19 protein-coding genes and 1 pseudogene are annotated in these 20,780 nt (G+C 26.6%); 9 read left to right on the top strand and 11 right to left on the bottom strand.

Annotated features, from left to right (window positions below; all coding sequences use genetic code 11):
* Positions 1 to 58: 58 nt before the first annotated feature.
* From AWT63_RS02350 to AWT63_RS02325, 6 genes are all read left to right on the top strand, one after another.
* On the top strand, positions 59 to 1,291 hold the full coding sequence (locus AWT63_RS02350) for an ATP-grasp domain-containing protein (protein WP_068268136.1): 1,233 nt from the start codon (positions 59 to 61) through the stop codon (positions 1,289 to 1,291).
* Positions 1,292 to 1,489: 198 nt separating this feature from the next.
* Positions 1,490 to 3,613, top strand: coding sequence for an EndoS/ChiA family endoglycosidase (locus AWT63_RS02345; RefSeq protein WP_197407849.1), 2,124 nt, complete (start codon positions 1,490 to 1,492; stop codon positions 3,611 to 3,613).
* Positions 3,614 to 3,715: 102 nt separating this feature from the next.
* Positions 3,716 to 6,232: a DegV family protein gene (locus AWT63_RS02340; protein WP_068268133.1), complete on the top strand. Its 2,517-nt coding sequence runs from the start codon at positions 3,716 to 3,718 to the stop codon at positions 6,230 to 6,232.
* A 6-nt stretch (positions 6,233 to 6,238) separates the two neighbouring features.
* The gene (locus tag AWT63_RS02335; protein WP_068268132.1) at positions 6,239 to 7,081 is read left to right on the top strand and encodes an RluA family pseudouridine synthase; all 843 of its coding nucleotides are present in this window, start codon (positions 6,239 to 6,241) and stop codon (positions 7,079 to 7,081) included.
* 84 nt (positions 7,082 to 7,165) lie between these two features.
* Positions 7,166 to 8,173 (top strand): type I glyceraldehyde-3-phosphate dehydrogenase, encoded by a 1,008-nt coding sequence (gap, locus tag AWT63_RS02330; RefSeq protein WP_068268131.1) that lies wholly within the window; start codon positions 7,166 to 7,168, stop codon positions 8,171 to 8,173.
* 63 nt (positions 8,174 to 8,236) lie between these two features.
* On the top strand, positions 8,237 to 9,442 hold the full coding sequence (locus AWT63_RS02325) for a phosphoglycerate kinase (RefSeq protein ID WP_068268129.1): 1,206 nt from the start codon (positions 8,237 to 8,239) through the stop codon (positions 9,440 to 9,442).
* Positions 9,443 to 9,485: 43 nt separating this feature from the next.
* On the opposite strand, the gene AWT63_RS02320 is transcribed toward AWT63_RS02325, so the two are convergent.
* From AWT63_RS02320 to glmU, 9 genes are read right to left on the bottom strand one after another with little or no spacing between them, the layout of a single operon-like run.
* Complete coding sequence (locus AWT63_RS02320) at positions 9,486 to 10,085, bottom strand: class I SAM-dependent methyltransferase (RefSeq protein WP_068268127.1); 600 nt, start codon at positions 10,083 to 10,085, stop codon at positions 9,486 to 9,488.
* Complete coding sequence (locus AWT63_RS02315) at positions 10,085 to 10,528, bottom strand: GNAT family N-acetyltransferase (protein ID WP_068268125.1); 444 nt, start codon at positions 10,526 to 10,528, stop codon at positions 10,085 to 10,087. Before AWT63_RS02315 ends, AWT63_RS02320 begins: the two co-directional genes overlap by 1 nt.
* Positions 10,521 to 11,237, bottom strand: a complete 717-nt coding sequence (gene truA, locus AWT63_RS02310) for a tRNA pseudouridine(38-40) synthase TruA (RefSeq protein ID WP_068268123.1) — start codon at positions 11,235 to 11,237, stop codon at positions 10,521 to 10,523. The genes AWT63_RS02315 and truA overlap by 8 nt, the downstream gene beginning before the upstream one ends.
* A complete protein-coding gene (locus AWT63_RS02305) occupies positions 11,228 to 11,827 on the bottom strand; it encodes an HAD family hydrolase (RefSeq protein ID WP_068268121.1) in 600 nt (199 codons plus the stop codon). Before AWT63_RS02305 ends, truA begins: the two co-directional genes overlap by 10 nt.
* Positions 11,805 to 12,845 (bottom strand): GspE/PulE family protein, encoded by a 1,041-nt coding sequence (locus AWT63_RS02300; RefSeq protein ID WP_068268119.1) that lies wholly within the window; start codon positions 12,843 to 12,845, stop codon positions 11,805 to 11,807. Before AWT63_RS02300 ends, AWT63_RS02305 begins: the two co-directional genes overlap by 23 nt.
* An 8-nt stretch (positions 12,846 to 12,853) precedes the next feature.
* A complete protein-coding gene (locus tag AWT63_RS02295; protein WP_068268116.1) occupies positions 12,854 to 13,318 on the bottom strand; it encodes a viral A-type inclusion protein in 465 nt (154 codons plus the stop codon).
* On the bottom strand, positions 13,308 to 13,913 hold the full coding sequence (locus AWT63_RS02290; RefSeq protein ID WP_068268114.1) for an L-threonylcarbamoyladenylate synthase: 606 nt from the start codon (positions 13,911 to 13,913) through the stop codon (positions 13,308 to 13,310). Before AWT63_RS02290 ends, AWT63_RS02295 begins: the two co-directional genes overlap by 11 nt.
* Positions 13,900 to 14,874: a ribose-phosphate diphosphokinase gene (locus AWT63_RS02285; protein WP_068268112.1), complete on the bottom strand. Its 975-nt coding sequence runs from the start codon at positions 14,872 to 14,874 to the stop codon at positions 13,900 to 13,902. The genes AWT63_RS02290 and AWT63_RS02285 overlap by 14 nt, the downstream gene beginning before the upstream one ends.
* A 17-nt stretch (positions 14,875 to 14,891) precedes the next feature.
* Positions 14,892 to 16,220 (bottom strand): bifunctional UDP-N-acetylglucosamine diphosphorylase/glucosamine-1-phosphate N-acetyltransferase GlmU, encoded by a 1,329-nt coding sequence (glmU, locus tag AWT63_RS02280; RefSeq protein WP_068268110.1) that lies wholly within the window; start codon positions 16,218 to 16,220, stop codon positions 14,892 to 14,894.
* A gap of 238 nt (positions 16,221 to 16,458) precedes the next feature.
* Here glmU and AWT63_RS02275 point away from each other — a divergent pair, with 238 nt between their 5' ends.
* Genes AWT63_RS02275 through AWT63_RS02265 form a run of 3 tightly spaced genes read left to right on the top strand, consistent with a single transcriptional unit; the run spans position 16,459 to position 19,890 of the window.
* Positions 16,459 to 17,163 carry a DeoR/GlpR family DNA-binding transcription regulator gene (locus AWT63_RS02275; protein WP_068268106.1) on the top strand — a complete coding sequence of 235 codons (705 nt, stop codon included), beginning with the start codon at positions 16,459 to 16,461 and terminating at the stop codon, positions 17,161 to 17,163.
* Positions 17,160 to 18,050, top strand: a complete 891-nt coding sequence (locus tag AWT63_RS02270) for a 1-phosphofructokinase family hexose kinase (protein WP_068268104.1) — start codon at positions 17,160 to 17,162, stop codon at positions 18,048 to 18,050. The genes AWT63_RS02275 and AWT63_RS02270 overlap by 4 nt, the downstream gene beginning before the upstream one ends.
* Positions 18,037 to 19,890, top strand: a complete 1,854-nt coding sequence (locus AWT63_RS02265; RefSeq protein ID WP_068268102.1) for a PTS fructose transporter subunit IIABC — start codon at positions 18,037 to 18,039, stop codon at positions 19,888 to 19,890. The genes AWT63_RS02270 and AWT63_RS02265 overlap by 14 nt, the downstream gene beginning before the upstream one ends.
* Positions 19,891 to 19,934: 44 nt before the next feature.
* Here the strand turns inward: AWT63_RS02265 and AWT63_RS06505 are convergent.
* Both AWT63_RS06505 and AWT63_RS06500 read right to left on the bottom strand, forming a co-directional pair.
* Positions 19,935 to 20,309: pseudogene (locus tag AWT63_RS06505) on the bottom strand (tRNA-dihydrouridine synthase); the annotation flags it as partial.
* Complete coding sequence (locus tag AWT63_RS06500) at positions 20,285 to 20,779, bottom strand: tRNA-dihydrouridine synthase (protein ID WP_331456595.1); 495 nt, start codon at positions 20,777 to 20,779, stop codon at positions 20,285 to 20,287. The pseudogene AWT63_RS06505 and the gene AWT63_RS06500, both read right to left, overlap by 25 nt.
* Position 20,780: the final 1 nt, after the last annotated feature.

Raw genomic sequence — 20,780 nt, 5'->3', positions numbered from 1 at the left:
ATATTGATGTAAATGATTTTAAGAAATGCATATGTGAAATAATAGAAAGGAAAAATAAATGATAATTTTACTTCATCAATTTTCTCCATATTCAATAGGTCTAGAACATGTAAATAATGAAAATATAATTGTCATAGCTCCGATATATCAAAAAAATAAATATGACAATTATGGTAAAAAACTACCCAAAGTTATATTTTTAGAAGATTTTACATTTGAAAAAATTTTAAATGAAATAACTAAAATTTCAAAAGAAAATGTAATTGAAAAAGTTTATACTTTAAATGAGGATATTATAGAATGGGCAGCATTAATATCAGAATATTTTAATAATAAAGAATCAGAATTAGTGAAAAGTTTATTATTTACAAATAAATACTATATGAGATCTTTTTTAGCAGGTGTTGTAAATCAACCATATTTTAGATTATTAAAAAAAGTTGAAGACATAGATATTTTCTGGGAAAATACAAAAAAGGATAAAGCTATTATCAAACCAGTAGTTGGTATGTCAAGTGAAAAAATGTTTATAATAAATAGAGATGATAATAAAGTAAAAGAAGAATTTTATAAATACAATATGAAATTCTTGATAGAGGAATACTTGGATATTACATATATGCTAACAGGAGATGGTTATAGTATAGGTAATGACACTATTTTATTTTCATCTCATGAATACGAAAAACCTTTATTAACAGTTTTAAATGGAAATTCTAAAGAATATATTGTTAGAACAAATCCAAATTATAATAAAAACTCAGATGTAATAAAAGGGGTATTAATAGCATCTAAAAAAGTTTTAGAAAGATTTATTAATGATAATTCTGTTAATGCATTTCATTTTGAATGGTTTTATGATTTTGAAACTCAAAAATATTATTTATGTGAAGTTGCTAAAAGATTTGGCGGAGCAAGTTTGCCATTTTTAGTAAATTATGCTTTTGCCATAAATTTAATTGGAAATTTTTGGGAATCATTTATTAAAAATGGAAACGATAAGGGAAATAAAGAAAATAAAAATGAATTAATTTTTCCAAAAAGAATAGCAGCTTGCTATACGCAAGGACTAAAAGGAAATAAAAAAATTATAAAAGGTTTAAATAGAGATGATTTTGATTGGACTAAAAACACATGGATATTTATAAAAGAAAATCAAGAAGTAGTAAATAGTCATAGTACATCAGATGTAATTAGTTTATCAGAAATAATAGCAGAAACAGAAAGTGATTATGAAAATCAAATAAAAAAATTAAGAAAATTAATGGAAACAATTATTTATGAAAAATAAAATTAAAGTCTCGGAAACTTCATGTTTTTGGGACTTTTAAATTTATCTTAATTTTTAAAATTTTAGTTGTAATTTATATATGAAAACCTAGGAAAATAGTATTAAAAATAAGAATTGAAACAAAATTAAAAATATATTATACTAATGTGATAATATAAAAAAGTAGAGGTTAAAAAGTTGAAAAAATATTTAAAATATATGTTAATTTTAATTTATATTATAAATTTTAAAATATATGCACAAGATATAAAGGAAAGAAATTTTTTAGCATATTATAGAATATGGAGAGATAAAAAGGTTAAACAAGATAACACAAACTTAACCGGTGAAAACTGGATGAGTATGAAAGATATACCAAGTGGTGTTAATATTGTAAATGTTTTTGGTTATAACCCTGATTTATCAGCTGATGCAAATAAGAAATATGAAGAATATCTGGAAACGTTGAAAAAAGAATATGTACCTCATCTTCATAAAAATGGAGTTAAAGTTGTATTTGGAATAAATTACAAAAAGATAATAGATGTACCAAGAAAAAATAAAGATGTAGATCCAACTGATGAAGAAATAAAAGAATATGCAAAAAAAATAGTTGAGGAACATGTAAAAAAATATGGTTTAGATGGCTTAGATATTGATATGGAAATGACATATAAGGAAAATCCAACTAATCCTTCTAATCCTGACCAACTCACCAAAAAAAAGGTTGAGATAGGTAATAAAATGATAAAAGCTTTATCAGAATATTTAGGCCCTAAAGCTAAAAATGGAACTTTATTAATTTATGATACGAATAATTTAGGAAAAGAAGCAGTTAAAGATTTAAATGGGTATTTTGATAAAATAGCTTATCAACAATATGGTAAAACAAAATCTCAATATACTGAAGGTGAAAGGCATATAACTAAGAAAGCATTAGAAAATTTTAAAGATATATTTTCAAAGGAAAATTTTATGCCAGGACTTACATTTCCTGAAGAAAATGCAGGAAAAAACAATCAATTTACGGATTTTCATATAAATGATTATAAACGATCTAATTTTTACAAATTAGCAGATTATGTAAATAAAAATGATTTAGGTGGTATGTTTATCTATGCATTAGATAGAGATTCTAGAACTTATACTTCTGCTGATTTAAAAACATTGGTACGTTCAAACTTTATATGGACTAAAACTGCAATACAAGAAGCAAATGGTTGGTCTTTAGAAAAATCAAGAGAAGTAGCTAAACATAATTTAAAAAGAATTAAGTATAGTAGATCATCACAATTAACCGAAGAAAAAATAAAAGAAATTGAGCAAAAATTAGACGCAGCTACTAATTTATTTGATATTAATAAGTATATATTAGGATTTTTTACAGATGGTACTCAAATGGAAAAATCTGTAAATGAAGACTATGATCCAACTTTAGAGAAAAAATTAATGAATATAGACATAAGTAAGGCAATGTATTTATTGGACAAGTTTAAAAATAATAAATATGGGGAATTAAAACAATCATATGAAAATCTTTCAACGATATTGGGAGGAAAGCGATATGATAAAAAGCAAATTGAAGATGGAATAAATGGCATTTCTTATTCAATTTTTAATAAAATAGAAACAGATTTAATAAAAGATGGTGCCTTAAGTGCAATAAAATTTACTCATCATAATGAATTAACTGATAAAATAAATATAGGCTATACCCTTATAAAGCAAGGAAATAAATTTTTTCATAATATAAACGCAGGAAGTTTAGTCTATAAAAATTTTGGTTTACGTGGAAATATTGCTTTTACTACAAAAGACGTAAATTTATTATTCGAAACTTATTATAACTTATATGCAAAAATAGGTAAGAATATAAGTGGATTAGGTGTTGTTTATTCATTAACAAACAGTAATTTAGAAGACATTAAAGTAAAAACAGACTATGTAGCTTTAAGAGTAGATAATAATTTTAAATTTAATGGTTGGTCAGGATATGGTTTTAGTATAAGTCCTGATATAAATGTAAATTTAGAATTAGGAACATATAAATTAAAATTAGTAGATGAAGAAGGCATAGCATCAGCCAATAAATTTATATATAATCACAGAATATCTCTTGGGTTAGAGTTAGGGTATGTGTATAAAAAATTAAGTATTGGTGCAAAAGTTTATGGATATAACACAGTTACTCTTACACAAAAGCAAAAAGAATATAATTTTGGTGTAAGTGCAATTGGAAAAATCGGATATATAATAGATGACAAGTCAAGTATAAATATTAAAGCAGGGTATTCAACTCAAGATGTATTAAGGGTTGGATTGGAATATAACAGAGAATTTTAAAAATACGATAGACAAGTATTTTTAGTGATTTTGTATTATTTAATAAATATGGTATAATCATATAAATTAACAAATTAACCATTTTCAAATATAGGAGGAAAAATGGGAATAAAGTACATAGATGCGAAAAGGCTACGTAGAGTCTTAATCGGTGGTGGAAAATGGATACAAAAGCATGAAAATTATTTGAATGAATTGAATGTGTATCCGGTTCCTGATGGAGACACTGGAACTAACATGTCTCTTACATCAAAAACTATGATAACTGAAATAGAAGAAAAAACAACTGATAAATCAAGTATGAGTGATATAAAAGAAATAGTAGAAGATGCTGTTTTACTTGGAGCACGTGGAAATTCAGGAACAATATTATCACAAATAATAACAGGATTTTTAAATGGAATAGATGACGATAAGAAAAAGCTATATCCAAAAGATGTGGCAAAAGCTTTAAACAGTGCAAAAGAGTTAGCGTATAAGGCAGTAGATACACCTGTTGAAGGAACAATGCTTACTGTTATAAGAATGATAGCAGAAAGAGCAACTCAAATTTGTGAACAAGAAAATATTGAGCTTTTCAATGATTTTATAGAAAAAATAATAGAAGTTGCAGATGAAGCTGTTGAACTTACTCCAAGTTTACTTCCAAAATTAAAAGAAGCAGGAGTTGTGGATTCTGGTGGTAAAGGGTTATACTATTTTTTTGTTGGAATGGGAAAAATTTTAACAGAAATAGAACTTCTTACACAAACAAAACTTATAGAAAATGAATTTGATAAAACTGTTCTTAATATAGATCATAATTTAGGAGATATAAAGTATAAGTATTGTACTGAGTTTATAATCCTAAATTCTTCTTTTGATATAGAAGAGTTTAAAAAAGAACTTCTTGAAATGGGAGATTCTGCGGTTTTTGCACAAACAAGTAAAAGATTTAAAACGCATATACATACTAATAATCCTGGACTTGTTATTGAAAAAGCAGGTAGTAGAGGTGATTTAGAAAAAATAAAAATAGAAAATATGAAACTTCAAAATGAAGGTGTGCTTGAAAACGAAAAAGATAGGGCAAAAATATTTGAAAACAAAAATAGAGAAAATGATAAGAATGTAGTGTATGTAGTACTTTCAGATACATTAGAATTAAAAGATGAATTTATTAGAATGGGTGCAGATTTTGTTATTTTAGGAGGACAAGGTAAAAATCCAAGTGTAAATGATATTTTATCTGTAACAGATAAAATTGAAGATGGAAAAACCATTTATGTGTTACCTAATAATAAAAATGTTATATCAACTGCAAATCTTGCAGCGGAAAAATCTGATAAAACAATAGTAGTATTACCTACAAAAACAATGCTTGATGGAATGTTTTATTTACAATATCCAAATGACAGCATAAACAGAAGAAAATTATTAAATGAATTTAATTATTCAATTGAAATAACAAAAGCAGTAAGAGAGGCAGTTATAGATAATATAAGTATTGAAATAGGAGATTATATGGCTCTTGTTAATGCTAAAATTAAATATGTCTCAAAAGATATAAATCAAATATTTGATAAAATTATATCTGAATTAATAAGTACAAATACATTGTCACTTACTTTAGTTTCAGGAATTAATAAGCATCAACATATAGTTGACAGAATTTTAGACTTGAAATATAACTTTAAATCAAAAACAAAAGTTATTGATGGTAATCAAGAAGATTATGATTTTTATTTATTCATAGAAAATAAAGACCCTAATATGCAAAAAATAGCAATTATAACTGACTCTTCATCAGATCTTGATGAAAAAGATATTGAAAATAAGCATATAAGTGTATTGCCAGTTAGAATGGAATCAAACGGTGTCCATTATAAAGCAGGGATTAATCTTAGTAAACAACAATTTTGGAACATGTTGGTAAATGAGAATGCAACATTTAAAACAGCTCAACCATCTCCTAAAGAAATGCTTAATTTATATGAAGAGTTATTTAGAAAAGGTTATGAAAAGATATTATTTATAGGAATTTCAAGTAAACTATCAGGAACGGTACAAGTTGCTAAACTTGCAAAAGGAATGACAAAAAGAGAAGAAGATATCGAAGTATATGATTCTAAAGCTGTATCAGTATTACTTGGATATATGGTTATTGAAGCCGCAAATCGTGCCACTAAGGGTGAGAGCATAGAAAATATAAAAAGAGTTCTTACAAATATATGCGAAAAAAGTAAGCTTTTAATATCTGTTGAAACTTTAAAATATTTACAACAAGGTGGAAGAATTAGTAAAACTGCTCAAACTATCGGAGACTTTTTAAATATGAAACCTGTAATTACTATGGTAAATGGGGCATTGATATCAGAAAAAAAAGTATTTGGTGGAGACACAGGAGTATTAAATTACTTTGAAAAAGTTATAGCAGAAAAAACAAAACAACAAAGTATATATTTAATAACAGCATTTGGAGGTACATCTAGACAAGAAGAACAAGCAAATAAAGTTTTAAAATATGCTAAATCTAATAGAAAAGTTAATGTATTTTGGTCAAATAAGGAAATTGGACCAACTGTAGGTACTCATGCGGGACCTGTACTTGGAGTTTTACTTGTTCCAAGATTATTGTAGGTAATTATGAAGATATATAAACTTGATAAAACAACAAGTAGAATGAAAATATCACAGTATTTAAGAGAACATCAGTCATACTCAGGTAGAAGTCTTAGAATGCTTGAAATATATTTAAATGGTAAAAGAGTAAAAACAACAAAAAAATTACCAAGTAGTGGAGTACTAAAAGTTCTTGAAAAAGAAAAATCAACTAATATTGAACCGATATATATGAAACTTGATATAGTATATGAAGATGAAGATTTATTAATCGTTAATAAACCATATAATTTAGTAACTCATCCTACTTTAAAAAAAGTTGATATGACACTTGCAAATGCAATTGTATATTATTTGAAAACAGTTCCCAGATTTTATAACAGACTTGATATGAATACAACTGGTTTAATAATTATAGCTAAAAATAGTTATGCACAGGCTTTTTTACAAAATAAAGGACAAGTTAAGAAAAAATATTTGGCATTAGTAGAAAATGAATGTAATAAAGAATATATTATAGAAGCTAAAATATATAAAGATGGAGATAATCTTGAACGTATTATAGATGATAGGGGTCAGGAGGCTAAAACAGTTGTAAAACCTGTAAAATACTTTTCTGATAAAAATGTAAGTCTTGTTGAATGTGAACTTTTTACAGGAAGAACACATCAAATACGGGTACATTTAAAGCATATAGGGTACCCTATAATTGGAGACACTTTGTATAATCAAAATGGTATAAAAGCACTAAGACAAATGTTACATGCATATAAACTATCATTTATGCATCCAAGAAAATTGGAAACAGTTAATATAGAAATAGAAGCATACGAAGATATGATAGCGTTTACAAACGATAAAAAATAAAAAAAGGTATTTAAAAACCAAAATAAAAGTGGTATAATAAGATTGTTAATAAAAACACAAGTAAAAATATTAGGAGGTATAATAATGTCAGTAAAAGTGGCAATTAATGGATTTGGAAGAATAGGACGTCTTGCATTAAGATTAATGATAAATGATCCTGAATTTGATGTTGTTGCTGTTAATGATTTAACAGATCCAGCAATGTTAGCACATTTATTCAAATATGACTCAGCTCAAGGAAGATTTGACGGAGAAATTTCTGTTAAAGAAGGAGCATTTGTTGTAAATGGTAAAGAAATAAAATCATTTAGCAATGCAAACCCAGAAGAATTACCTTGGGGAGAATTAGGTGTAGATGTAGTATTAGAATGTACAGGATTCTTCACTAAGAAAGAAAAAGCAGAATCACACATTAAAGCTGGAGCTAAAAAAGTTGTTATTTCAGCACCTGCAACAGGAGATTTAAAAACAGTTGTATTCAATGTAAACCATGAAATATTAGATGGTTCAGAAACTATTTTATCAGGAGCTTCTTGTACAACTAACTGTTTAGCACCAATGGCTAAAGTATTAGAAGATTCATTTGGTATTGAAGTAGGTTCAATGACAACAATCCACGCTTATACTGGAGATCAAAACACTTTAGATGCACCACATAGAAAGGGAGATTTCAGAAGAGCTAGAGCAGCAGCTGTAAATATCGTTCCTAACACAACAGGAGCAGCTAAAGCAATTGGTTTAGTTATACCTACATTAAAAGGTAAATTAGATGGAGCAGCTCAAAGAGTTCCTGTACCTACTGGTTCATTAACAGAATTAGTAACAGTATTAAAGAAAAAAGTTACTGTTGAAGAAATTAACTCAGCAATGAAAGCAGCTTCTAATGAATCATTTGGATATACTGAAGAACCATTAGTATCTTCAGATATAGTTGGAATACACTATGGATCATTATTTGATGCAACTCAAACAAAAGTTATTGAAGCAGGAGATAAACAAGTAGTTAAAACTGTTGCTTGGTACGACAATGAAATGTCATACACAGCTCAATTAATAAGAACATTAAAATATTTTGTAGAATTATCAAAATAATCAAAAATAATTTAGAGGCTTCCTTGCAAATATTTGCCGGAAGCCTTATTTTCAGGAGGAACAATGAATAAGAAAACTATCAAAGATATAGAAGTATCTGGGAAAAAAGTTTTAGTAAGAGTTGATTTTAATGTACCTATTAAAGAAGGCGTAATAAAAGATGATAACAGAATAAAAGCTGCACTTCCAACTCTTAAATATTTACTTGAAAAAGGTGCAAAAGTTATTGCATTTTCTCATTTAGGAAGAGTTAAAGTTGAAGAAGACAAAGCAAGCAAAACATTAGCACCAGTTGCAAAAAGATTAGAAGAATTACTTGGTAAGTCAGTTAAATTTGTACCTGCTACAAGAGGAGAAGAATTAGAAAAAGCTGTAAATGAACTTTCTAATGGTGAAATCCTTATGTTTGAAAATACAAGATATGAAGATGTAGAAGGTAAAAAAGAATCTAAAAATGATCCTGAGTTAGGTAAATACTGGGCTAGTCTTGGAGAAGTATTTGTAAATGATGCATTTGGTACAGCTCATAGAGCACACGCATCAAATGTAGGAATTTCTCAAAACTTAAAAGGAAATACAGCTGTAGGATTCTTAATGGAAAAAGAAATAGAATTTTTAGGAGGAGCAGTAGAAAATCCTAAAAAACCATATGTTGCAATATTAGGTGGAGCTAAAGTTTCAGATAAAATTGCAGTTATAGAAAACTTAATTGAAAAAGCAGATAAAATTTTAATAGGTGGAGGAATGATGTTTACATTCCTAAAAGCTAAAGGATTATCTGTTGGAAATTCACTTCTTGAAGAAGATAAAATTGAACTTGCAAAAGAATTAATGGAAAAAGCAGAATCTAAAGGTGTTAAATTAGTATTACCTGTTGATACTGTTGTTGCAAAAGAATTTAATAACGATGCAGAACATAAATCAGTATCAGTTGAAAATATTGAAGAAGGATACATGGGTCTTGATATAGCTGAAAAAACAATAGAACTATTTTCTAAAGAATTAGAAGGAGCTAAAACTGTTGTATGGAATGGACCAATGGGAGTATTTGAAATGAGTAACTATGCTAAAGGTACTATTGGTGTATGTGAAGCAATAGCTAACTTAAAAGATGCTATTACTGTAATTGGTGGAGGAGATTCAGCAGCAGCAGCAATAGAATTAGGATACAGTGAAAAATTCTCTCATATTTCAACAGGTGGAGGAGCATCACTTGAATTTTTAGAAGGAAAAGTATTACCAGGAGTAGATGCAATAGATAATAAATAGTTAAAATAAAAATAGAATATGTATAAATCGAATACATATTCTATTATTTTTTTGCCATATAAACTCTAAAGCCATTTTCTATTGAGAGACAAATAACATGAGAGTATATTTGTTCTAATTTCTTTTGAGTTGATTTTGCACCATGTTTAGTCATAATAACACATAAAAATATACCATTATCATTTAAATGCTCAAAACTTTGTTCATATAATTTAAAAATATTTTCTTTTCCTGTTCTAATGGGAGGATTTGATATGATTATATCAAAATTTTCTTTTATATTTTCAAATAAATCAGACTTATATATTTTATAATCAGTTATATTATTTAAATTTAAATTTTCTACAGTTAATTCTAATGACCGATTATTAATATCTGAAAAAGATATATTAATATTTTTTTTGATTGTTTTAAGTATTATACCCACTACACCATATCCACAACCTAGATCTAATACATTTAAATTATCAATATCAATGTTTTTAAGTGTATTTTTTATTAATATTTGTGTTCCCTCATCAACGTGATCTTTTGAAAAAACACCATTATCTGTAATAAATTCGCAGTTTTTGTCATTAAAGGTAAATAAAATATTTTTTCTTTTTGATTTAATATTAGGATTTTCTGAAAAATAGTGTTCCATTAAAGCTCCTTTCTAAGTAAATATCTTGGATTATCATCAAAATATTCATTTTCAAGACATTCAATATTTTTAAATCCCATTTTTGCATATAATTTATTAGCAATTTCATTTTTTGTTTCAACTGTAAGTTCAACGTATTTTATATTATCATTTTTTAAATTATTAATAGCAAAATTAAGAAGTTTTGTAGCATATCCTTTAAATCTATACTTTTCATTTGTTGATACACCATATATATATGCCATGTCATGATTTTTTGAAAATATTATTTCTACCACACTAATAATATCTACATCGTTATAAATTGCAAAAGTTTTCCCATATTTAGTAAAAGGGCTTATATTATATCTGCCAACACCAGATTCTCCAAAAACTTCATTTTCATATTTATATATCCTATAAAGAACATCACGGTCTTTTTTTGCATCTAATAATTTAATCATAAGAAACCTCTTTTAAATACAAACCATTAGGTTGTAATATTTTCTTAAACTTTTTATTTGATTTAAGATTTAGTTTATCAATGATTTCTTGTTTAGTTTCATATAAACAAGAAGCTGTTATCATTCTTACCATTGATCTTAAAAAACTGTTCCCTTTTATGTTAATAACAAAATTGTCATTAACTTGTTTAATATAAGCACCATATATTGTTCTAACAGTGTTTTTACTTTCTTTATCCTTTTTTGAAAACATTAAAAAATCATGTTCCCCAATAAAAAGAGACAATTTTTCATTTACTTTTTCTATATCTATATTAGTTTTTATTGATGTAATATAATTAGCTTCAAATGGACTTATATTTTCCTCATATTTTAAATAATATACATATGTTCTTGACTTTGCATCAAATCTTGAATTGAAATTATTACAATACTCAATCTCGTTTATTTTAATTTTTCCATAAAGCGATTTGTTAAGTTGTGTTTTTATTGCAGATAAGGGTATATTTTTAGATATAGAAAAATTAGATACTTGTTCTATTGCATGAACATTAGTATCTGTTCGCCCTGATGAAATTAAATTAATTTTTTCATTAAAAACAGTTAAAAGAATACGTTCTATTTCACCTTGTACAGTTATTTTATCTTTTTGTCTTTGTAGTCCGTAAAATTTAGAGCCGTCATAACTATATTTTATTTTTATATCCATTTATCTATCCATTTAGTTTTATTAGGTAAGCCTTCTAAAACTTCTCCTTTTTTATTAATTGTATATTTTCTTTTGGCTATATCGTATAAAGGTTTATCTGAAATACTATCTGAATAGAAAGCAATTACATCAAAATCGCCTAAAAGTTTTAGTCTATTTAATTTTTCTTGATTTTTACAATTTTTAGATATCATAGTATATTTTTCATATTTTGTAGCAATTAATATATCAAATCCTAAATCTTTGTATATGTCTTGTAATAAAAAGTCAGGTGATGCTGAAATTAATATTAGTATATCAGCTTCTTTTTTATTTTTTTCTATTTCGTCTTTAAAATATGAAAAAAATTTATTTTTATTTTTCTCCCAAAATTCTTTTATGTCTTCTTTTAAATTATAATTTTTTAAAACTTTAAAAAAAAGATTTTTAGTTTTTGTTAATGAATTTAAATTAAATAAAATAAGGAAAGAAAAGAATAAAAATTTGAAAATAAGAATTGGCTTCTTTTTTAAAAAGAATATCATAAAATCAATGGAAGTTTCGCCATTATATATAGTTTTATCAAAATCATAAATTATAGCCTTTTTCATTTAAGTCTTCCTCCATCGTTTTAAATTCTATTTTTTTTAATTCACTTAAAATTTCTGATTTTAAATTATATTTATTAAAAATGTCTTTTACTTTACTTGTCATAAGTAAAGCTTCATTTATTGCAAGCCGATTAACTATATTTTTATTATCATTTTTAGTTAATAATCTTTGTGAGATTATAAGGTTTATAGAATCAAGAAGTAAATATTTAGGAATTTTCATATCAATAAGTCTTACAAAAGTTGAAATACTGTCATTTGTATGTAAAGTTGCAAGAACTAAATGACCTGTAAGTGAGGCTCTTATAGCTATTTCAGCAGTTATTTCATCTCTTATTTCTCCAACAATTATTATATCAGGATCTGCTCTTAATGAACTTCTAAGAACAGTAGGAAAATCAAGACCTATATTTTCATTAATTTGAACTTGAATTATACCTTGTACCTTATTTTCAACAGGATCTTCTATTGATATTATTTTTCTTTTTCCATTATTTAACATTTTAGTAAGTGATAATAGTGTTGTAGATTTACCACTACCGGTAGGACCAGTAATTAATACTAAGCCATATGGTTTGTTTATGCCATTTAAAATTAAATCAATATTTTTTTCATTAAAACCTAAACTTTTTAGTGATATATCATCAAGTCTACTGTTTAATATACGAATTACAGCACTTTCACCACTTATGGTAGGTATTACACAAACCCTTAGATCAAAGTTATTGTAACTTATACTTCCATCTTGAGTAAGTCTTTTTTCAGCAACATTCATTTTAGCCATAATTTTAATTCTAGCTATAATTTCGCTTGAAATATATGAATTATCTTCTAATCTTTTTAAAATACCATCTACCCTATATTCAACAATACATTTTCCGTAGTAATCTAAAATGTGAATATCACTTGCTTTTTGTAAAATTGCATTATCTATAATATCATTTACAATTTTAATTGTATTTTTATTGATAAAGACATTGCTATTAGCAATGTCTTTATTTAATATATTGTTTATCATTTTATACCTTATTTACGATTAAGCAATTCATCAAGTAAAACCTCATTTTGAGTTTTTACAGAAGAATAAAGTACTTTTTTTATAAGATTATACCATTTTAATTCAGCTTTAATTTTATCTATTTCTTTTATAGTAGATTTTGCTTGCATAACAAGATAATCTTGTTCTTCATAAGAAAGTAAAACTTTTTTTTGTTTTTCTCTTTTTTGACCTTTTTCAACATGGACTTGTTTTTTTAAGTAGTCAAGAAATTCAAAAATATTTCCCATTTGAGCTTTGTATTGATTCATTTGTTTTTTTAGTTCATCTATCATTTGATCTAAATATTTTTGTGAATTTTTTGAAAGACTTATTTCAACTTTTCTTTTTCCTTTACCAATTTTTTGAAGTAACATAGCTACTTTAGCTTGGTTTTTAATATTAAACATTTCCATATCGTTTATTTTATTTGCATTTATCATTTTACCTTTCAAGAATAGGACCTCCTAAATTAATAATTTCGTTAAATGGAATTTCACCCTTTCTTAAAAGGGTATATTTTTTGTCTATATACGATACTATTGTTGAGGGTACACCTGATAGTGGACTATCTGCAACTATAGTGTATTTAATATTTGATAATAAATTTTTAGAGATATTTTCAAGTTTAGTAGCCGGAGGTTCACCTGAAATATTGGCACTAGTGGTCATTAATATGCCACCAACATATTTTAGTAATTCTAAAGCTAATTCATTATTTGGAATCCGAACTCCTATTGTATCTCCAACAATATCACGCATACTATTTTTTGCTTTAAATACTATAGTTAAAGGTCCAGGCATAAATTTTTTTACAACAACATCATCAACATCATCAGCTATTTGGTGTATCATATCAATTCCTGAAACTAAAGCTATAATCTTTTTTTCAGCATCTCTTTGTTTTAGTTCATAAATTTTTTTTATAGATTTTTCATTTGGTAAAGCTCCTAATCCATAGACTGTATCTGTAGGAAATATTATAGGGTGACCGTCCTTTAATATTTGGTATGCTTTTTCAAAATTGGTGGTACTATTACTTAATTTCATCTATTTCATGTGGTAATGCAAAAAGGTCACTTATAGGCTCTTCATTAAATATTCTATTTATTGTTTCTGCAAACATACTACTACTTGACACTGTAACCAGTTTATCAAATTGTTGTTCATCTTCAAGTTCAATACAATCGGTAACCACAACTTTATTGAAAGCAGAGTTTTTTAATCTTTCAATAGCAGGTTCTGAAAATACAGGATGAGTGGCACAAGCGTAAACTTCTTTAGCACCAAATTTAATTAATGCTTCAGCCGCATTACAAATAGTACCGGCAGTGTCGATTATATCATCAATTAAAATTGCTTTTTTTCCTTCAACATTTCCAATTAAATTCATAACTTCAGAAACGTTTGCTTTTGGTCTTCTTTTATCTATGATTGCAAGTGGTGTATGTAACCAATTAGCAAGTCCTCTAGCTCTTTTAACTCCACCTATATCAGGAGAAACTACAACAGTATCTTCTGAAGTAAATCCATTTTGTAAGAAATATTTTGCAAATATTGGTAATGCTTCCATATGATCAACAGGAATATTGAAAAATCCTTGTATTTGTCTAGCGTGTAAATCCATTGTAACAACTCTTGTTGCTCCGGCAGTTGTTAATAGGTCAGCAACTAATTTAGCTGTAATTGGCTCTCTAGGATTTGCTTTTCTATCTTGTCTTGCATATCCATAGTATGGTATAACTGCAACAATTTCGCTTGCAGAAGCTCTTTTTAGCGAATCAATAAAAACTAATAATTCCATTAAACTTTCATTAACAGGTTTAGAAGTAGATTGGATTATGAAAACTTTACAACCTCTAACTGTAACATTAGCTCTTGCAAAAGTTTCTCCATCCGCAAAATGAATAATATCTCTGTCTCCAAGATTGATGTTTAATTTTTTTGCAATTTTTTCCGCCAGTTTCATACTAGAAGATCCGGCAAAAATTCTAATTTCGTGATTAACCATTTTTTACACTCTCTTTCCTATTTAATTTTATCTATTGTAACTTGTCTTGCTCTACCAAAAGCAAGTTTATTGTCATCTACATCTTTTGTTATTACACTTCCTGCGGCTGTAAGTACATTATTACCTACATTAACAGGAGCAACTAATATGGTATTGCTTCCAATAAATGAATTTTCACCTATATTTGTTTTATGCTTGTTTATTCCATCATAATTACAAGTTATAGTTCCTGCACCAATATTAGTATTTTTTCCTATTTCACTGTCACCTATATATGTAAGATGTCCAGCTTTTACACCATCATTTAGTGTTGAATTTTTTATTTCAACAAAATTTCCAACATGAACACTTTCTTTAAGGTTTGCCCCTTTTCTAAGATGTGCAAATGGTCCAATAGTTACCTTATCTTCTATTGTAGCGTATTCAACTACGCTATTATCTATTTTTACATTGTCCTTTATAATACTTTCCTCAATTCTTGAAGAATATATTATACAATTTTCACCTATATTTGTATTACCTGTAATTATTGTATTAGGATAAATGACACTATCTTTTCCTATTATAACATCATCTTCAATATAAGTAGTGTTTGGGTCTATTATTATAACCCCATCTTCCATTAAAGAATTTAATTTTCTATGACGCAGAATATTTGATGCAATAGCTAAATCTTGTTTTGAATTTACTCCAAGCATTTCATTAACATCATCAAGTAGCATACTATCTACTTTATATCCATTATTATGTAATAATTTTATCGCATCCGTTAAATAATATTCATTTTTTAAATTGTTATTGTCAATTTTGTCAATTATATTTAAAAGAGCGTTATTATTAAAAATATATACTCCTATATTTATTTCATTTATCTTTTTTTGTTCATTATTTGCTTCTTTTTCTTCTACTATATCAATTACTTTATTTTCTTGTTTTATAATTCTACCATATCCTGTGGGATTGTCCAATATGCAAGATAAAACTAAACAATCAAGTTTATCATGTTCAAATTTTTCTTTCATTTTTGATATCGTTTTTGAAGATAGTAAAGGACCATCTCCGTATGTAATTAATACAGGTTCATTTATTTTTTCTATATATTCTTTTGCAATCATTACTGCATGAGCAGTACCTAATTGCTCTTCTTGAAATACATATTCAAAATTTGAAAAACTTTCCAGTATTAAATCTTTTTTATCACCTAGTACAAGTAATATTTTACCAAAGGGTTCACAAACTTGTGTAACTTTTTTTAACATAGGTTTTCCGTTTACTTTGTGCATTACTTTAGGTATATTTGATTTCATTCTAGTACCTTTACCGGCAGCTAAAATTAAAGATAACATTATTCCTCCAAAAACCATTTTTATAAATTATACCATTTTTACAGGTAAAAAACTATATAAAAGTGATTATATTTACAATGAATTTTTTTTACAATAATGCCAGAAAATTCTTACTTATATCAAATTATTGCTTTTAGGATATGCAAAATTTTAATTTTTCATTTTTTTTCATTTTTTTTCAAAAAAAATCTTGACTTAATTTAAAATCGTGGTATTTTAGTATAGAGGTGAAAGATTTATGATTGAAAAAGAAAGACATGATATTATATTATCTCTACTTAAAAATAGAGAATATATAACATATGCAGAATTATTTCAAAAAATAAATTTATCTGAATCAACAATTAGGCGTGATGTTGATAAAATGAATAAGCTTGGAATTATTAATAAAATAAAAGGCGGAATTGAGAACATTGAAAAATTAAAATATGACATTAGTTTTAATCAAAGAATTAGTGAGCATAATAAAGAGAAGAAAAAAATATGCGAAAATGCGAAAAAATATATTAAAAATGGAGATTTAATATATCTTGATGCAGGTTCAACAACATATGAATTAATAGAATATTTAAGGGATAAGGACATTTGTGTAGTAACTAATGGACTTATGCATATTGAAAAATTACTTAGTTATAATATAAATACAGTTATAATTTGTGGGAAAATCAAAATGAGTACAAAGGCAATTGTAGGTAACGAATGTTTATCATTTCTTGATAGGTATATATTTGACGTTGCATTTTTAGGAGTAAATGGAATATCTGAAACATATGGACTTACTACACCGGATATACAAGAAGGACTTATAAAAGAAAAAGTGATAACACAATCTAAAAAAACGATAGTTTTAGCAGACAGTAGCAAATTAAATAAAGTGTCAAATATTAAATTTGGAAATTATGATGATGTACTGATTATAACGGAAAATGGAGAAATAAAATGATATATACATTAACTATTAGCCCTGCTATTGATTATGACATATATGTAGATAAAAAATTAAATGTTGGGGATATAAATACAGCAGTAGAAACTAATATAAGAGCAGGTGGAAAAGGAATAAATGTTTCACGTTTATTAAATAATTTAGGTGTTAAATCTGTTGCTCTTGGGTTTATTTCTGGATTTACAGGAGATTTCATAGAAGATAATTTAAAAAAACAAGGAATACAAACTGATTTTATAAAACTAAAAAAAGGAATCACTAGAATTAATACAAATATAAATGATGGGAGTAAAGAAACTTCAATTAATGGAAATTCTCCTTATATAAGTAAAGATGATATTAATGAATTAATAGAAAAAATAAAAAAATTAACTAAAGAAGATATTTTAGTTTTAGCTGGAAGTATACCTGAAAATTTAGATAAAGACATATATTATCAAATATCAAAAAATGTTCCTAAAGGGGTTAAAATCGTTCTTGATACAAGAGGAGAAATACTTGATATGAATATATATGGTAATTATTTAATAAAGCCTAACATACTTGAACTTGAAAAAACTTTTAATAAAAAGTTTGAAAATTATGAACAAATAAGTAAGGCGTGTAAATATTTTCTAGATAAAGGAGTGGAGAACATAATAGTATCAATGGGAAGTAAAGGAGCTTTACATATAAATAAAAAAGGATACAAATATGTAAATATTCCTAAAGGGGAATATATAAACTCAATAGGATCAGGAGATTCGGTTGTAGCAGGATTTATTGTAAGCGAAAGTTTAGAATTTGCAGTAGCTTGTGGAAGTGCAAGTGCATATTCATATGATTTAGCAAGTAAAGAAAAAATAATGGAATTATATCAGGAGGTAAAAAATGAAAATAAGTGAAATTTTATCTAAAAATAGAATAATAACATCACTTGAAGCCAATACAAAAGAAGAAGCAATCAATGAAATGGCATTTGTATTACAAGAAGAGGGCATTTTAAATGATTATGCATTATTTGTTGAAGATGTCTTAAAAAGAGAAGAACAAGCTTCAACAGCACTTGATGATGGAATAGTCACACCACATGCTAAAAGTGAATATGTAAATAGTTTTGCAATTGTTATGGGAATTTCAAGAAAAGGAATAGATGTACAAGCAGATGATGGTAAATTAGGAAAAATTTTCTTTTTGATAGCGGCTCCTAAAAATTCAGCAAATGAACATATAGATGCACTACAATCATTATCGCAAATAGTTTTAGAAGAAGGAAATATAGAAAAAATATTATCAATACATAATGAAGAACAATTACTTAAATTTATTGAATCTGTAGAAAATAAAGAAGAAAAAACAGAAAATGATAATATGTCTGATAAATATATAGTGGCGGTTACAGCATGCCCTACAGGAATAGCTCATACATATATGGCAGCAGAAGCATTAGAAAAAGCAGCAAAAGAATTAGGTGTTACAATTAAAGTTGAAAAAAATGGAACAGCAGGTAGAGAAAATGAGCTTAGCAAAAGTGAAATAGAAAAAGCTTATGGTGTTATACTTGCAGTAAATAAGGCTGTAGATGAAGGCAGATTTTATGGTAAAAAAATCATAAAAGTTGGAGCAAAGGATGCGATAAATCATGCAAAACAATTAATTTTAGATATTTTAGATGGCAAAGGAACTATAAGTAGTGTAGTAGATGATAAAAAACAAGAAGTACAAGGACAAGGTATATACAAGCATCTTTTAAATGGTGTTTCATATATGCTTCCTCTTGTAATAAGCGGAGGTATACTTATAGCTTTAGCTTTCTTATTTGATAGTTTATCAGGATATTCAAATGTAGGTTATGAATTTGGATCTAAGAGTCAGTTAGCTAAAATATTTATGAATATTGGTAAGGCAGCATTTGGTTTATTTGTTCCTGTATTGGCAGGATTTATTGCTTATAGTATATCTGATAAAGCTGCTCTTGCAGCAGGTCTTGTAGCAGGTTCTATTGCAAGTTCAGGAGGTTCAGGATTTTTAGGGGCTATAATTGGAGGTATACTTGCAGCTTATGTAATAAAACTTTTAGAAAAAATATTTAAAGATTTACCTAAATCATTAAATGGAATGAAACTAATATTGATATATCCTGTATTATCTGTATTAATTACAGGAGTTCTTATGATTATATTGTTAAATCCTGTAGTTAGTCAAATAAATGCATCACTTAATAACTTCTTATTAAACTTATCTTCTTCAAGTAGAATAATATTAGGAATAGTATTAGGAGCCATGATGGCATTAGATATGGGAGGACCGGTAAATAAAGCTGCATATGTATTTGGAACAGGGACACTTGCAGCAGGTACAGGTTCAAGTGCAATGGCTGCTGTTATGGCTGGAGGAATGGTTCCACCTTTAGCAATAGCACTTGCAACAACGCTTTTATTTAGAAATAAATATAGTAAAGAAGAAAGAGAAGCTGGAGTTTCAAACTATATAATGGGGCTTTCATTTATTACAGAAGGAGCTATTCCATTTGCAGCTTCAAATCCAGGAAAAGTTATACCTGCAACAACAATAGGAGCAGCAATTGCTGGAGCTTTAACAATGTTTTTCAAAATAACAATACCTGCACCACATGGAGGAATATTAGTAATGTTTTTAAGTAATAATTTCTTATTATACTTATTAAGTATATTAATAGGTTCATTTGTAGGAGCAATATGTTTAGGACTTTTGAAAAATAAATAAGATTACAAAAAAAACTTGGAATTTTCTAGTTCCAAGTTTTTATTTTATATATTTAAAATTAATTTTTTCTTTTCACTTATATCTTTACAAAGCATAATGTTTTTAATATCTACATTAAATTTTGAAAAATAAAATTTTAAGAATTTATTTATTTGCATGCAAGCTATAGTTTGACCTTTATCATTAGAAAGTAATTCAAGATGTTCTAAAACTAGACTTTTTACTTCATCAAGTGTAGCAAAATATTTTTTATTTTCCTTTATTTCCTTAATTAAAAATGGATTTCCAATAATTCCTCTTGCAAGCATTATACCATCAATATTAATGTTTTTAATTTTATTAAAATTTTCAAGAGAGGATATATCGCCATTACCTATAAAAAGAAAATTTCTATCTAATTTTGATAAATTTTCGATTTCAGACCAATTAGCAACTTCTTTAAATAATTGTTCTTTTGTTCTTGGATGTAAGCAAAAAAAGGACTACTATATTTATTTGCTAATTCAAAATATTTCAAAGTATTTTCAGATAGTCTTATTTTTAAACTTATACGTATATTTTTCTTGTATAAACTTTCTAAAAGTTCATTTATTTCATCGTATCTATTTAACATATTTGCACCTGCACCACGTTTATATATTTTAGGTTGAGGGCAACCCATATTAAGACACAAATCTTTTATACCCATATCATTTAAAGTTATGAAACCAAAATAAAGTTTTTGTATATCTGATCCGAAAAGTTGTACCCCTGTATGTTCTTTGTCAGACATTTTAATTAAGGCACTATCATTTATATCTAAATTAACATTTATCATTTCACAAAACATTAAATCAGGATTAAATTTATTTAATATTTGTCTATATGAATAGTCAGTATATCCTGACATT

The organism is Caviibacter abscessus (assembly GCF_001517835.1).
Taxonomy (GTDB): Bacteria; Fusobacteriota; Fusobacteriia; order Fusobacteriales; family Leptotrichiaceae; genus Caviibacter; species Caviibacter abscessus.
This window is presented reverse-complemented; position numbering and strand designations above follow the sequence as displayed.